The sequence below is a fragment of the Paenibacillus sp. HGF5 genome, assembly GCF_000204455.1.
Taxonomy (GTDB): Bacteria; Bacillota; Bacilli; order Paenibacillales; family Paenibacillaceae; genus Paenibacillus_AQ; species Paenibacillus_AQ lautus_A.
Genome location: NZ_AEXS01000158.1, coordinates 39,256 through 52,797, shown reverse-complemented (window position 1 = coordinate 52,797; position 13,542 = coordinate 39,256). Strand labels below are relative to the sequence as shown.

Annotated in this window: 16 protein-coding genes; all 16 read left to right on the top strand. The window is 50.9% G+C overall.

Translation table 11 applies throughout. The features are described from left to right. Positions 1 to 25 precede the first annotated feature (25 nt). The 16 genes from HMPREF9412_RS25670 (at position 26) to HMPREF9412_RS25595 (ending at position 13,528) form a co-directional block, all read left to right on the top strand. Positions 26 to 1,360, top strand: a complete 1,335-nt coding sequence (locus HMPREF9412_RS25670) for a protein-glutamate methylesterase/protein-glutamine glutaminase (protein WP_009594752.1) — start codon at positions 26 to 28, stop codon at positions 1,358 to 1,360. Between the two features lie 23 nt (positions 1,361 to 1,383). Next, complete coding sequence (locus HMPREF9412_RS25665; protein ID WP_009594704.1) at positions 1,384 to 3,453, top strand: chemotaxis protein CheA; 2,070 nt, start codon at positions 1,384 to 1,386, stop codon at positions 3,451 to 3,453. A gap of 51 nt (positions 3,454 to 3,504) precedes the next feature. Further along, positions 3,505 to 3,966 (top strand): chemotaxis protein CheW, encoded by a 462-nt coding sequence (locus HMPREF9412_RS25660; RefSeq protein WP_009594767.1) that lies wholly within the window; start codon positions 3,505 to 3,507, stop codon positions 3,964 to 3,966. A 36-nt stretch (positions 3,967 to 4,002) separates the two neighbouring features. Further along, positions 4,003 to 4,596: a chemotaxis protein CheC gene (locus tag HMPREF9412_RS25655; protein ID WP_285857496.1), complete on the top strand. Its 594-nt coding sequence runs from the start codon at positions 4,003 to 4,005 to the stop codon at positions 4,594 to 4,596. After that, the gene (locus HMPREF9412_RS25650) at positions 4,589 to 5,086 is read left to right on the top strand and encodes a chemotaxis protein CheD (RefSeq protein ID WP_009594690.1); all 498 of its coding nucleotides are present in this window, start codon (positions 4,589 to 4,591) and stop codon (positions 5,084 to 5,086) included. The genes HMPREF9412_RS25655 and HMPREF9412_RS25650 overlap by 8 nt, the downstream gene beginning before the upstream one ends. A 2-nt stretch (positions 5,087 to 5,088) precedes the next feature. Then, positions 5,089 to 5,493 carry a hypothetical protein gene (locus tag HMPREF9412_RS25645; protein WP_009594747.1) on the top strand — a complete coding sequence of 135 codons (405 nt, stop codon included), beginning with the start codon at positions 5,089 to 5,091 and terminating at the stop codon, positions 5,491 to 5,493. Between the two features lie 15 nt (positions 5,494 to 5,508). Then, positions 5,509 to 6,297: a FliA/WhiG family RNA polymerase sigma factor gene (locus HMPREF9412_RS25640; RefSeq protein ID WP_009594718.1), complete on the top strand. Its 789-nt coding sequence runs from the start codon at positions 5,509 to 5,511 to the stop codon at positions 6,295 to 6,297. Positions 6,298 to 6,327: 30 nt separating this feature from the next. Then, positions 6,328 to 7,737: a DUF342 domain-containing protein gene (locus HMPREF9412_RS25635; protein ID WP_009594724.1), complete on the top strand. Its 1,410-nt coding sequence runs from the start codon at positions 6,328 to 6,330 to the stop codon at positions 7,735 to 7,737. A 58-nt stretch (positions 7,738 to 7,795) separates the two neighbouring features. Beyond that, positions 7,796 to 8,107, top strand: a complete 312-nt coding sequence (locus HMPREF9412_RS25630; protein ID WP_009594708.1) for a hypothetical protein — start codon at positions 7,796 to 7,798, stop codon at positions 8,105 to 8,107. Positions 8,108 to 8,132: 25 nt separating this feature from the next. Further along, positions 8,133 to 8,678: a DUF6115 domain-containing protein gene (locus HMPREF9412_RS25625; RefSeq protein WP_009594748.1), complete on the top strand. Its 546-nt coding sequence runs from the start codon at positions 8,133 to 8,135 to the stop codon at positions 8,676 to 8,678. Then, positions 8,675 to 9,283, top strand: a complete 609-nt coding sequence (locus tag HMPREF9412_RS25620) for an endolytic transglycosylase MltG (RefSeq protein ID WP_009594769.1) — start codon at positions 8,675 to 8,677, stop codon at positions 9,281 to 9,283. The genes HMPREF9412_RS25625 and HMPREF9412_RS25620 overlap by 4 nt, the downstream gene beginning before the upstream one ends. A 238-nt stretch (positions 9,284 to 9,521) precedes the next feature. Continuing rightward, positions 9,522 to 10,220, top strand: coding sequence for a 30S ribosomal protein S2 (rpsB, locus tag HMPREF9412_RS25615; RefSeq protein ID WP_009594753.1), 699 nt, complete (start codon positions 9,522 to 9,524; stop codon positions 10,218 to 10,220). 236 nt (positions 10,221 to 10,456) lie between these two features. Then, positions 10,457 to 11,107 (top strand): translation elongation factor Ts, encoded by a 651-nt coding sequence (tsf, locus tag HMPREF9412_RS25610; protein WP_009594741.1) that lies wholly within the window; start codon positions 10,457 to 10,459, stop codon positions 11,105 to 11,107. Between the two features lie 297 nt (positions 11,108 to 11,404). Beyond that, the gene (gene pyrH / locus HMPREF9412_RS25605; protein WP_006211297.1) at positions 11,405 to 12,133 is read left to right on the top strand and encodes a UMP kinase; all 729 of its coding nucleotides are present in this window, start codon (positions 11,405 to 11,407) and stop codon (positions 12,131 to 12,133) included. Beyond that, on the top strand, positions 12,133 to 12,687 hold the full coding sequence (gene frr, locus HMPREF9412_RS25600) for a ribosome recycling factor (protein ID WP_009594750.1): 555 nt from the start codon (positions 12,133 to 12,135) through the stop codon (positions 12,685 to 12,687). Before pyrH ends, frr begins: the two co-directional genes overlap by 1 nt. 73 nt (positions 12,688 to 12,760) lie before the next feature. Beyond that, positions 12,761 to 13,528: an isoprenyl transferase gene (locus HMPREF9412_RS25595; RefSeq protein WP_009594721.1), complete on the top strand. Its 768-nt coding sequence runs from the start codon at positions 12,761 to 12,763 to the stop codon at positions 13,526 to 13,528. Positions 13,529 to 13,542 lie beyond the last annotated feature (14 nt).

The window sequence follows — 13,542 nt, the reverse complement described above, 5'->3', positions numbered from 1 at the left end:
TTAATGGAAATAGGAGTGGACATCTATGAAGCCTTTTCGTGTGCTCGTCGTGGACGATTCCGCATTTATGAGGAAAATCTTTTCCGATTTCATCGAGCGCGACAAGTCTTTCCAGGTTGTCGGGACAGCCGAGAACGGGCTTGACGCCGTTGAGAAAGTAAAGGAACTGAATCCTGACGTTATTACGCTGGATGTAGAAATGCCGGAAATGAACGGGCTGGATGCTTTGAAGCTCATTATGGATGCGGGACCCCGTCCGGTTATCATGTTATCCGGCCTTAATGAACAAGGCATGAGGGAGACCATTCTTGCCCTCGAGGCAGGAGCATTTGATTTTATACGAAAGCCTTCCATATCGAATGCGCTTGATATTGAGCAGGTGCGTTCCGAATTGATGAAGCAGCTGAATGCGGCGATGCAGGCTAAACAGCGGAGGGCCTTGTGGGAAGAAGAAGAGCAGAGACGGCGGAGTGCGGACATCACGCTTCCTCTTTCGCCAAAGCCTTCTGAGACGACGCCGAAAAAGAAGCCGCAGGTGAAAGAAACGAGACCGGCGGCCAAAGGAACGGATCAGCGCGGCAAGCCGGCTGAACCGCTTCGCATGCCGGTATCCCGCTCGGTCGGGGAGAAGGCGGCTCTCCCGGACGTACCGGAGCTTTCCGGTTTCAAGCGAAAACGGGTTGAACGCAAACCTGAAGCGGAGTCGGCGCCAGCCGTGCTTCCCAAGAACGAGAGCCGCCCGCCGAGAGAGGCAAATGCCCAGCCGTCAACCGATCTGAAAGATTTGGTGGCGGTCGGCTGCTCAACGGGTGGCCCAAGAGCATTGAAAGCTTTTCTCGAGCAAATTCCCGGCGACTTCCATGCCCCGATCGTCATCGTTCAGCATATGCCGCCGAATTTCACCAAATCGCTTGCCCAGCGCCTGAATTCATTCAGTCAGCTGGAGGTCATGGAAGCAGAACACGGCATGGTATTGGAGCCGGGCAAGGCATACATTGCCCCGGGCGGCAGCCACATGAGGGTTCATCGTTCGGAAGGCGGTGCGTACCAAATCAGGATAAGCCAGGATGAGACCCGCAACGGCCATCGCCCGTCGGTGGATGTGCTGTTCGAATCCCTGCTGCCGTTGACCTCGGTCAAGCGGCATGCCGTTCTGATGACCGGCATGGGGAGCGATGGAGCGAGAATGATGAAGGAGCTTTACGATGCCGGCGTGACATCCACCTTCGCCGAGAGCGAGCAAACCTGCGTCGTATACGGGATGCCGAGATCTGCCGTCGAGCTGGGATGCGTAAGCCACGTTTTGCCGCTTCATGAAATTGCACCGAGGATGGTTCAAGCTGTAAATAACGGAAAGTGAACTTGAAGAGGAGGTGTCTCTCAATGGACATGAATCAATATTTGACAATGTTTATTGATGAGTCAAATGATCATCTGCAATCATTAAATGAAAACATGCTTCAATTAGAAAGCAACCCGGACGATATCGGGATCGTACAGATTATTTTCCGATCGGCTCATACGTTGAAAGGCATGGCGGCAACGATGGGATTTGAAGATCTGGCTTCTCTTACCCACCAGATGGAAAACGTACTGGATCTTGTCCGGAACGAAAAGCTTAAGATGCAGGATTTTATCTTTGACACGCTCTTCAAAAGCTTGGACGCTCTTGAATCGATGGTGCAGGATATTACCGAAGGCGGCGACGGAAAGGCGGACGTGTCCGCCATTGTAGCCTCCTTGCAGTCCATTGTGCGCGGAGAAGGCGCCTCGACTAACGGGGGATCTGTCGAAGGGAATAACGCCGCTGTGGCCGTTCAGGGAATCGAATTGGATGAGTTTCAATTTTCCGTGCTGGATCAATCGATTTCAGAAGGTCATCAGGTTCTATATATCCAAGTGACATTGCGAGAGGATTGCCAACTCAAGGCGGTTCGGGCCTACATGGTATTCGAAACGCTGGAGAGATCCGGTGAAATCGTCAAGACCTATCCGGACGTTCAAGAGATTGAACAAGGTGAATTCGATCGCGTATTTTCGTTGTATTACATAACGCAAAGAGAAACGCAAGATATTGAAAGCCAGATTCTGGGCGTTTCAGAGATTGAAGCTGCGACGGTGGTGGCGCTCGATCATGAATCCTTGCAGCAAATGGTTCAGGAGAGCGCGGCTACAGCCGAAGCGGTGAAGCCCGAAGCTCCTACGGCAGCTCCGGCGGCCGGGGGTTCACCGGAAGCCAAAAGCGCTCCGGCGCCTGCCAAAGAATCCAAGGCGCCTGCGCGTAATGCGGGGGGAGGCAATCCTTCTAGAACGATCCGGGTTGATATTGAACGGCTGGATGTATTGATGAATCTGTTTAGCGAGCTTCTGATTGACCGGGTGCGCCTGGAGCAGCTGGCCAGCGAGTCCAAAAACCAGGAGCTGACGGACACGGTTGAGCATATGAGCCGCGTAAGCAGCGATTTGCAGAATATCGTCCTGAAGCTGCGCATGGTGCCTGTGGATACGGTGTTCAACCGTTTTCCAAGGATGGTGCGGGACCTTGCCAAAACATTGGACAAGAAGATCGACTTGATTATTACCGGGGCCGACACGGAGCTGGACCGCACGGTAATCGACGAGATCGGCGACCCTCTGGTCCACTTGCTGCGAAACTCGGCTGACCATGGCGTCGAACCTGTTGCCGACCGCATAGCAGCCGGTAAACCGGAGACCGGTACCGTGCACCTGCGCGCGTTCCATAGCGGCAACAATGTGTTCATCGAGATTGAAGACGACGGGCGCGGCATCTACCGCGATAAAATTTTGAAGAATGCGCTGGCCAAAGGCGTCGTCACGGAAGCTGAGGCAGCGTCCATGACAGATGACGAGGTGAATCAGCTGCTGTTCGCTCCCGGATTCAGCACCGCCGAGAAAATTTCGGATGTATCCGGCCGCGGCGTAGGACTCGACGTCGTTAAATCGAAGATTGTTGCCTTGGGCGGTAACGTCACGATCTACTCCACTCCGGGAAAAGGCACCAATTTTTCGGTTCAGCTTCCATTAACGCTGTCCATCATTGCAGCCATGCTGATCCGGATGGGATCGGAGAAATATGCGATTCCGTTGTCCTCCATCGTTGAAACGGGCATCATCAAGCGCGGGCAGATCAAGCATGTGCACGGAAGCCGCATGATTCAGTTCCGGGAGTCGATGATACCGGTGATCTCGCTTAGCCGTTTGTTTGAAGTTCCGGATTTTGATGAGGAGCGGGAAGAGGAAACGGAGATTGTTGTGATCCGCAAAGGGGATCGTTTGGCTGCGCTCACCATTGATGATTTTATCGGACAGAGTGAAATCGTCATTAAAAACCTGGGCAAATATCTGCCTGCCATACAAGGGGTATCCGGCGCTACCATTCTTGGAGATGGACAAGTGGCTCTTATCATCGACGCAAATGCATTTATCAAATAATGGGTTGCTATCAAGCACGGCAGGCCACACATTCTGAAGGAGGACTTATTCATGGGAGAAGAAATCAAGGTTATCGTCTTTAGACTTGGCGAGGAAGAATACGGCATCGAGGTGGACAAGGTTCAAACCATCGAAAGAATGATGCCCATTACGCGCGTTCCCAAAACCTTTGCTTTCGTAAAAGGGGTAATCAACCTGCGAGGCGTCGTCATCCCAGTGATCAATCTGCGCGGCCGATTCGGTCTGGAAGAGGTTGAAGCTACCGATCAAACACGGGTTATTATCGTGGCAGTCAATGATATGCAGGTTGGCTTTATCGTGGATTCGGCAAGTGATGTCATCGATCTGAATACGGACAGCATTGACTCTCCACCTGAGGTTGTCGGCGGAATCAAAGCGAAATATCTTCGCGGTGTCGCGAAGGTAGGAGAGGAGCGCCTTCTCGTCATGCTGAATTTGTCCGAAGTGTTGAACAAGAGTGAGATTATTCAGCTGGAAGGCCTTGAGGAGTAGACAGTGGAGCTGTTTAAGCATGGCAAAGAAATCAAAATGGATGTTTTGAAGGAAGTGGGAAACATCGGAGCGGGCAATGCGGCAACCGCCCTCTCCCGTTTGCTTAACAAGCCTATTGATATGGCGGTTCCTAAGGTTCAACTCCTGCCGTTCGAACAGATTGCCGAAAGCGTCGGGGGGAGCGAACAGCTCGTTCTTGCCGTATTTTTACGGGTTGAAGGAAGCGCTCCGGGGAATCTCTTCTTTATTATGAGTCCGGAAGCCGGGAAGAACCTTCTGCTGAATCTGGCGGGCATTGAAGTATCGGAGGAGGAGCCATTCTCCGAGATGGAGCAGTCCGCCTTATGCGAGATCGGAAATATTTTGTCAGGCTCGTACTTATCGTCGCTCGCTGACTTCACGAATCTGTCCATGACACCCACGGTGCCGGCATTGGCAATGGATATGGCAGGTGCCATCCTAAGTTATGGATTGCTGCAGTTCGGAGAAATGGGAGACGATGCCCTCTTAATCAACACGACGTTCCTGGAAGGGCAAAACGAGGTGGAAGGCCAATTCTTCCTCATACCTGATCCACAATCATTTGCTCAAATATTCGAAGCTTTGGGAGTGCCTTTGGAGCATGATTGAAGAACAAGCAATAGTGAAAGTAGCCATGGCGGATCTGAACGTCGCAGGTCCGAACGGTATATTGCGTACAACGGGACTCGGCTCATGCGTAGGACTGACGTTATATGATCCGGTCACGAAGATTGGCGGCATGGCGCATGTCATGCTGCCATCCTCGGCGATTGCCAGGGAGGGGCAGCTGAATCTGGCGAAATACGCCGATACGGCTCTTCCGATCCTGCTGAACAAGATGAGGAATTTGGGGGCGTCTCCGGCACGGATGGTAGCCAAAATGGCCGGAGGGGCTCAGATGTTTGCTTTTGCGGGTTCGGGCGATACGATGCGCATCGGTCCCCGGAATGTGGAGTCATGCAAAGCGGGACTCGAGCAGATGGGAATCATGCTGATTGCCGAGGACACCGGAGGAAATTACGGGAGAACCGTTGAGTTGGACTGCGCAACGGGTAAGTTTACAATACGAAGCGTACAAAAGGGCATAAAGGAATTGTAGCGATGATGGGAAAACTCCGTTTTTATCTGATTACCGGAATTGCCGGGTTTGTGTTCACATTTATTTTCTCCATACGTAACAATTTGTGGATGACTAGCATGTATCGGGCGCTGATTGCATGCGCGATCTGGTTTCTTCTGGCGTTCCTGCTGAATTGGATGTTTGCTGCCATTACGGGGCCGCGAGCAGCCGAAAAAGGGGACGCAGGCTCGCAGCGGGAGCAGGACCGAGGAACCGTTCTTGACTTATCCACGCCTGATGAGGATCGGGAATTGATGGATTTGATCCATGCCGAATCCAGCAGCAAAGAGAATGGAGACTTTGTACCGCTGAATCCTCCTAAGCTGGTTTCAACGAAAGATCCTGAAGAACTGGCCAAGGCCGTTCGTCACCTTACGGAAAAATAAGGAGGGTGAAGGCAATTGGACGAACGTAAAACTTCCGTCCTTAACCATGCGGATTTATGGAGCGCATGGAAGGAAGATGGAGACCATGAAGCGAAGAAGAAACTTATCGAATATCATTTGCACATCGTTGACTATGTTTCAAGCCGATTGGCCATCGGTCTTCCGAAGAACGTTTCTAAGGGAGATTTGGCCAGCAATGGGGTAATGGGTCTGATTGACGCCATCGAGAAGTTCGATTACAAACGAGGGCTGCAATTCGAAACCTATGCCTCTTGGCGGGTGCGGGGTGCTATTCTGGATTCGCTGCGCCAAGGGGATTGGGTACCGCGTTCTGTCCGTGAGAAGGCGAAGAAGATTGAAACTGCATATCAGCAGTTGGAACAGAAGTATTTACGCAGCGTCAGTGATTCCGAGATGAGCGATTACCTTGACGTGACCGAGAAGGAGTTCCGGCACATGCTGCAGGAAGTGGCGGTCATGACATTGACATCTTTGGAAGATCCGATCCGCGAGGAGGAGTCTGAGACCCGAATGTCGCTCCTGGTTGATGAGAAAGCGAAGAATCCGGATCACAAGGTCCATGAATTTTATCTGCGAGAAGCCCTGATGAAGGGTATCGGTAAATTAACCCCGAAAGAGCGGACCGTAGTTTCCTTATTATATTATGAGGATTTATCACTCAGCGAAATAGCTGAAGTGATGTCGCTATCACCTTCACGAATATCTCAGCTTCATTCCAAAGCGATTTTGAGACTTCGGGGCGCGCTCGATAAAGATCGGGATTTGCTGATGCAAAACGATTGACGCTTGCCATTTATGAAGGGGGTTCCTGGATTGTCTGTAGATTATGCATTGGATCAATACTTTAGCGTTTCGCTATCGGATGACAAGGTCGTCGCCTATATACAGTTCACCAAGTGGGAGAAGGATTTTTCTTGCTCCGTCGAGGCTCTTGAACAGTTTCTCAGAAGCCATCAGATTCGGTATGGCATTCAATATGATACCTTGCGGCGAATTGCGGACCATGGGGAGGAATATCAATATAGCAAAACGCCGATTGCCATGGGAACGGAACCGACGCACGGACAGAACGGTAAGATTCAATTTACCGTTGATTTCGGGAATGAGACGAATCTGAAGCCGCTGGAGGACGAGGACGGCAAAGTGGACTACAAAGAAGTGATTCGTTTAAATAATGTAAAGAAGGGGCAGCTGCTGGCTACCCGAATCCCGCCTACGAAGGGTGTGCCTGGAACCGCGGTCACCGGTGAAGAGATACCGAGCAAGCCGGGAAAGGAAGCACATTTCAAGGTGGGAAAGAACGTGGTGGTCAACGCCGAGAAAAGCGCCATGTATGCCGCGCTTGACGGACTGCTCACCAAAACCGAAAAAGGCAAAATCAATGTGTTCCCGGTATATGAAATTAACGGGGACGTGGATTACAGCATTGGCAATATCGATTTTGTCGGTACGGTGGTCATTCGCGGGAATGTGCTGACCGGGTTCAAAATCAAGGCGGCAGGGGACATTCGAGTCACGGGCTTTGTGGAAGGTGCCGAGCTGGAGGCTGAAGGATCCATTGATATATCAGGCGGGATCATCGGTTATAACAAGGGTTATGTTAAGGCGGGCCAGGACGTCAAAAGCTCGTTCATTCAGGATGGCAACGTCGTTGCGGGCGCCAGCGTATTCGTGTCGCAGAGCATCATGCATTCCAATATACGGGCCGTCCAGAATATCGAATGCAACGGGATGAAAGGGCTCGTGGTGGGCGGCATTCTGCAAGCCGGGGAAAAGGTCGTTGCGCGCACGATCGGAAACAGCATGTCGACGGCTACCGTCATTGAAGTGGGCGTTCTTCCCGAGCTGCGGAATGAACTGGCGGATTTAAGGGCCCAATTGAAGCTTTCGTTAGAGAGCATGGACAAAACCGATAAAGCGCTTTATCTCTTGAACCAGTTGGCTTCCTCCGGACAATTGTCGCCGGACAAGCTGGCGCTGCGAATCAAGCTGAATGCGACCAAAAAATCCAACATGGCAGAGCAAGCCGACATTAAGGAACGCATGCTGGAAATCGAGAAGATGCTGGAGGATACCGGCAAAGCTAGAGTGAATGTGGTAAAGACGATCTACGGCGGCGCCAAAATCGTTATCGGGCGGTACACCCGATTTGTTAAGGATCCCACGCAGCGGGTCTCTTTTTACTATCATGAAGGAGATATCACCATGGTTCCGTTGTTGTAGGAATGAAAGACAATTACAATGCTTGCGGACATGATCCCTATACCATGAGGTGATTCCATTGAGTTTAAAATCGGTTGAGATGCAAATTGCGGTCCCGAGAACCAATGAAGCGGGCAAGGTTCATAACGAATTCCAGCAGCGGCCGCAGAACGAACAGATGCTGTTAGCAGGTGAACAAACCAAGAACAGCCGGGCCGAAGCCCAGCGAAGCACGGAAGTGAGCGAGACGGCCGAAACAGCCGTGCGGGATGACGGGAGCCGCCAGTCCTCAGGCCAGCAGCAAGGGCGGGGGTCTGCAGAAGCGGGCGAGACTTTGGAACAGCCGGCGGAGCACCCCTATAAAGGCAAAAATTTCGATATTTCGCTCTAGATAATTTATAGGCACAAAGGAGTTAATGGATTTGAAACCGTGGATATATATCGTGCTGCTAGGCATTGCGGCCGTGCTGTATGCTTTCATGCTGCCGAAACGCCGGGAAGAGACCGTGTCCAGCGAGCGGGTTGTAAAGGAAGTCGAGAACACGCTTGAAGGATACATGGCGGAAATCCAGAACGAGAACGAGCAGTTGGTCGAGCTGGTTAGTCAAATGAAGAAAGAACTTGATGCCAAGCAGCAAGCGCATCAGGAGCAGGTCAGCGATTTGCGGCAGCGCATGCTGGCCATGGAGCAGAAAATGACCGAATCGCAAACGCGTCTTCGAACGGCTGAAGAGAAGCTGGCGCAGGCAGCTGCGGCGGCTTCTTTGTCTGCAGAAGCGGCTGCAGCGTCATCGGAGGCGGATCATGCCCCTCCGGTCCATTCCATCAAATCCAGATACGCGGAACTGTTTGATTTATATGAACAAGGCAAATCTATCGATATGATAGCCAAGTCCACGGGACTTCAGCGAGGCGAAGTTCAACTCATTATCCAGTTGGCCAAACAGGAGGAATCCGTGTGATCAAGAACCGAATGTTTATGATGGGCCTCGGGAGCGGTCTGGTGATCGCCGCTGTGCTGCTGCAGCTGATGTGGATCGGCCAAGGGGCAACCGCTTCGGAGACAAAGGAGTTAACGAAGGAGCAACTGGTGGCTGCAGCAGAGGCTTTGGATATGCAGGTCGTCGAAGGTACGGACGAGCTGATGACGGCGGAGCAGTGGGAAGAGAAGAGGCTGGGCGAGGGAGAAGGCGAGTCCGAAGGTGCCGAACCGGTCGATAAGCCTGAAGCGACGAAGCCTGAGGCGCCGGAGAAACCGGAGAGCCCGGAGAAACCTGAAACGGACGCGCAGAAGAAACAGGAAGCTTCTTCCCAGGTAACGAATCCGGCCAAGCCGAAAACACCGGCTAAAGCGTCTATTCAAGTAAAGATTCCATCCGGAAACAATCTCAGCGATGTAGCAAACAGCCTTTTGAATGCCGGCGTCATTGACAACAAACAGGCATTCATCAATAAAGCTACCGAGAATAAAATCAACACCAGAATCCTGAGCGGTACGTACTCGTTTACGATCGGCGAGAGCTACAATTCGATTATCACAAAGATCACAACAAAACCCTCCAACTAGCACTCCGGTTGAGAGTGGTTTTTTTCTTTATTGTTACTCTTCAAGCCCCTGATTGGCTTGAGCTGGTCATGCACACAAAAGACATTGCAACCTGCCCATGGTTATGTTATAGTAATTGACGGTGTTAAAACACACGCCAGAGTGATTCCGTTGAGGGTGCTTCCTGGAATGGGAGTCTTAATGGAAAATGATCTTGGCGGAGGGACACACAAAAACCAAACTTAGGAGGTGCGTGAAGATGGCAGTAATTTCCATGAAACAGCTTTTGGAAGCTGGCGTTCACTTCGGTCACCAGACTCGTCGCTGGAACCCGAAAATGGATAAATTTATCTTCACTGAAAGAAACGGTATCTACATTATCGACCTGCAAAAAACGGTCAAGAAAGTTGAAGAAGCATTCAACTTCGTAAAAAGCGTAGCTGGTGAGAACGGTACAATCCTGTTCGTCGGCACGAAAAAACAAGCTCAAGATTCCGTGAAGGAAGAAGCAGAGCGTTGCGGCATGTTCTACATCAACCAACGTTGGCTCGGCGGAACTCTGACTAACTTCGAAACGATCCAAAAGCGTATCAACCGCTTGAAGCAGCTCGAAACTTGGGAAGAAGACGGCACGTTCCAAGTATTGCCTAAGAAAGAAGTCATCCTTCTCCGCAAAGAGAAAGATCGTCTTGAGAAATTCCTGGGCGGTATCAAGAACATGAAGGGCCTTCCAAGCGCATTGTTCGTTATCGATCCTCGCAAAGAGCGCATCGCTGTTGCGGAAGCTCGCAAATTGGGTATCCCAATCGTTGGTATCGTTGATACGAACTGCGATCCGGATGAAATCGACTATGTAATTCCAGGTAACGATGACGCGATCCGCGCTGTCAAATTGTTGACTGGTAAAATGGCCGATGCCGTTGTTGAAGCTCACCAAGGCGAAGAAACAACAGCTTAATCGGGATTAAACGTATAAACCATGAATTAAATGAAAAGGGTGGTTGGTAGGTGTATAACCTCTCACTGCCCTTTTTTTAAGATGTCAGGCCGGATTGCGCTACGAACATCAGCTTCTGGCAGGGCAAGGGAAACAAATACTTAAGCGGTCCGGAATTCTTGGAGAGCACGTCGAAGGACGGCTGCTTCCAGATTCCGACCGCCATACTTGATCATACCAATATGGAGGGAATTCTAATGGCAGTAACAGCTAGTGCGGTAAAAGAACTTCGCGAAAGAACAGGCGCGGGCATGCTCGATTGCAAAAAAGCGCTCGACGAAACAAACGGTGATATCGAAAAAGCGATCGCGGTGCTTCGCGAGAAAGGCTTGTCCGCAGCGGCTAACAAAGCTGGACGCGTTGCAACGGAAGGCGTTGTCGAGTCTTACATTCACGGTGGCGGACGCATCGGCGTTCTCGTGGAAATCAACTGTGAAACAGACTTCGTAGGCAAAACGGATCAATTTAAAGAGTTTGCTCGCGATATCGCAATGCATATTGCTGCTGCAAACCCTAAATACGTTCGTCGTGAAGAAGTACCTAGTGACGAGCTTGAGAAAGAAAAAGAAATTTTGAAAAACCAAGCCCTGAACGAAGGCAAGCCTGAAAAAATCGTTGAGAAAATGGTTGAAGGCCGCATCAACAAATACTATGAAGAGTATTGCTTGCTTGAGCAGCCTTTCATCAAGGATCCTGACAAAACGATCAGCACGCTGCTTAACGAAAAAATCAGCACAATCGGCGAGAACATCTCCATTCGTCGTTTTGCCCGTTTCGAATTGGGCGAAGGCTTGGAGAAAAAACAAGACAACTTCGTAGAAGAAGTTATGGCCCAGGTGAATAAATAAGCCGGATAGGCTAATATAAGTTATAGAAAAGAGTGGAACACACCTGTGTTCCTTCTTTTTTAAGAGATATAAAGGCATAAGAGAGATAAGATTGTTATAAATTCGGAGTAAAGACTACCCTTATCTCACAAGAAAGAATGGACTTAGGTCTTGATTAGACGACCAGAAGTTTCTACTTGAGACGGATGTTTTTACCCGATTTTTATAAACCGTCAAGCAGTGCCGGTGTGTCTGTCTGTCGTTTTTCAAACGGGCGTCGTATACTTAAGGCGCCGTCTTAAAGTGGAGGGTTATCATTTGGAACAGCCTGTATATAAACGAGTGATATTGAAAGTCAGTGGGGAATCCCTTTCAGGGCAGAATGGATATGGTATTGATGCTGAGACGATCTCATCGATCGCTGAGCAGGTTCGCGAGGTTGTCGAGCTTGGTGTGGAGGTCGCGATCGTATGCGGCGGCGGCAACATCTGGCGCGGTATCGCCGGCAGCGCGAACGGAATTGACCGTGCGACAGCGGACTATATGGGAATGCTCGCAACGGTGATGAACTCTTTGGCCCTTCAGGATGCTTTGGAGCAAATCGATGTGCCGACCCGGGTGCAAACCTCGATCTCCATGCAGCAAATTGCAGAGCCGTATATTCGCCGCAGAGCCATTCGGCATTTGGAAAAGGGCCGTGTCGTTATTTTTGCGGCAGGAACAGGGAACCCATACTTCTCCACCGATACGACTGCAGCGCTTCGCGCCGCGGAAATCGAAGCAGAAGTGATTCTTATGGCGAAGAACAAGGTGGACGGAGTGTACTCCGCTGATCCATTTAAGGATGAAACTGCCGAGAAGTACGAGCAGCTGACGTATCTAGACGTATTGAACAAAAACCTTGGGGTAATGGACTCTACAGCTTCATCGTTATGTATGGACAACAACATCCCGCTCATCGTCTTCGCTATTACGGAGCAAGGTAATATCAAGCGCGTCGTTCTGGGCGAGAAAATCGGAACGATCGTTAAAGGGAGTGTAGACTAATGCCGCAATCGGTGAAAAAGAATGCAGAAGAACGCATGGAAAAAGCGATCCTGTCTTTGAAACGTGACTTGGCAACTCTGCGCGCAGGGCGGGCAGCGCCGGCGCTCCTCGACCGGATCACGGTGGAATACTACGGAGCGCAAACTCCGCTGAATCAGCTGGCTAACATCAGCACGCCGGATTCCAGAACGCTCATGATTCAGCCTTGGGACAAGTCGTCCTTGGCGGATATCGAGAAAGCGATCATGAAATCGGATATCGGATTGACACCGGCGAACGATGGTAATCAAATTCGTCTCGTCGTACCTGCACTGACGGAAGAACGCAGAACCGAACTGGTGAAAATGACGAAGAAATTCGGCGAGGAAGCGAAAGTGGCCATCCGCAACATTCGCCGTGATGCCAACGACGACATCAAAAAATTGGAGAAAACGGATATTTCCGAGGACGAGTCCCGGAGACATCAGGAAGATATCCAAAAAGCGACGGATAAATTTATCGCAGAAGTCGACAAAGTCCTCGTTGCAAAAGAAAAAGAGATTATGGAAGTATAAGAGACTTGTGGCCCCTCCTGTCAATGGTGGGGTTTGTCTCTTTTTTTGCAGAAAGATGCCTGGAGGAAATGGAATGATCAAACGGGTTCGATCGTGGTTGAATCAGGAGGACAGTCAGCAGACGCATCAGCTCTCTCCGGACAACATCCCGCATCATGTTGCCATCATCATGGATGGCAATGGGCGTTGGGCGAAACGGCGCGGCATGCCGCGGATCGTTGGCCATCAGAATGGCATGAAGGCTGTCAAAAGAGCTGCCATAGCCGCCGATGAGTTGGGAATCAAAATATTGACGATGTATGCTTTCTCTACAGAAAACTGGACGCGTCCGAAGGATGAGGTCGATTTTCTGATGAAGCTTCCGCAGGAGTTTCTGGCTATTGAGCTGGAAGAGCTGATCGAGAAAAATGTCCAGGTCCGCATGATGGGGCATCCGGAAGACCTTCCGTCCCATACCGTGTCTGCGATGGAAGAAGCTGTTGCGAAAACTGCCGGCAATGACGGGCTTGTGCTTAACTTTGCGCTCAATTACGGCAGCCGGAAAGAGATCACCGAAAGTGTCAAGGCGCTCGGACGGGAAGTGCGTGACGGAATTCTCCGTCCTGAGGACATTACAGAGGAACTGATTGGCCAGCGGCTCCTCACAGGCGAATTGCCGGATCCGGATTTACTGATCCGCACAAGCGGCGAGCTGCGGCTGAGCAATTTTATGTTGTGGCAGCTCGCGTACAGCGAGTTATGGTTTACGGATGCCTATTGGCCGGAGTTCACCAAAGACCATTTGGTGGAGGCCGTAGCCGATTATCAACAAAGAACTAGGCGCTACGGTGGACTGTCGTAGCCGATGGAGGATGG

What these genes read in the sequence shown, in the direction of transcription:
- HMPREF9412_RS25670 (WP_009594752.1), top strand. Translation starts at nt 26, where the DNA reads ATGAAGCCTTTTCGTGTGCTCGTCGTGGACGATTCCGCATTTATGAGG.
- HMPREF9412_RS25665 (WP_009594704.1), top strand. Translation starts at nt 1,384, where the DNA reads ATGGACATGAATCAATATTTGACAATGTTTATTGATGAGTCAAATGAT.
- HMPREF9412_RS25660 (WP_009594767.1), top strand. Translation starts at nt 3,505, where the DNA reads ATGGGAGAAGAAATCAAGGTTATCGTCTTTAGACTTGGCGAGGAAGAA.
- HMPREF9412_RS25655 (WP_285857496.1), top strand. Translation starts at nt 4,003, where the DNA reads ATGGATGTTTTGAAGGAAGTGGGAAACATCGGAGCGGGCAATGCGGCA.
- HMPREF9412_RS25650 (WP_009594690.1), top strand. Translation starts at nt 4,589, where the DNA reads ATGATTGAAGAACAAGCAATAGTGAAAGTAGCCATGGCGGATCTGAAC.
- HMPREF9412_RS25645 (WP_009594747.1), top strand. Translation starts at nt 5,089, where the DNA reads ATGATGGGAAAACTCCGTTTTTATCTGATTACCGGAATTGCCGGGTTT.
- HMPREF9412_RS25625 (WP_009594748.1), top strand. Translation starts at nt 8,133, where the DNA reads ATGGATTTGAAACCGTGGATATATATCGTGCTGCTAGGCATTGCGGCC.
- rpsB (WP_009594753.1), top strand. Translation starts at nt 9,522, where the DNA reads ATGGCAGTAATTTCCATGAAACAGCTTTTGGAAGCTGGCGTTCACTTC.
- tsf (WP_009594741.1), top strand. Translation starts at nt 10,457, where the DNA reads ATGGCAGTAACAGCTAGTGCGGTAAAAGAACTTCGCGAAAGAACAGGC.
- frr (WP_009594750.1), top strand. Translation starts at nt 12,133, where the DNA reads ATGCCGCAATCGGTGAAAAAGAATGCAGAAGAACGCATGGAAAAAGCG.
- HMPREF9412_RS25595 (WP_009594721.1), top strand. Translation starts at nt 12,761, where the DNA reads ATGATCAAACGGGTTCGATCGTGGTTGAATCAGGAGGACAGTCAGCAG.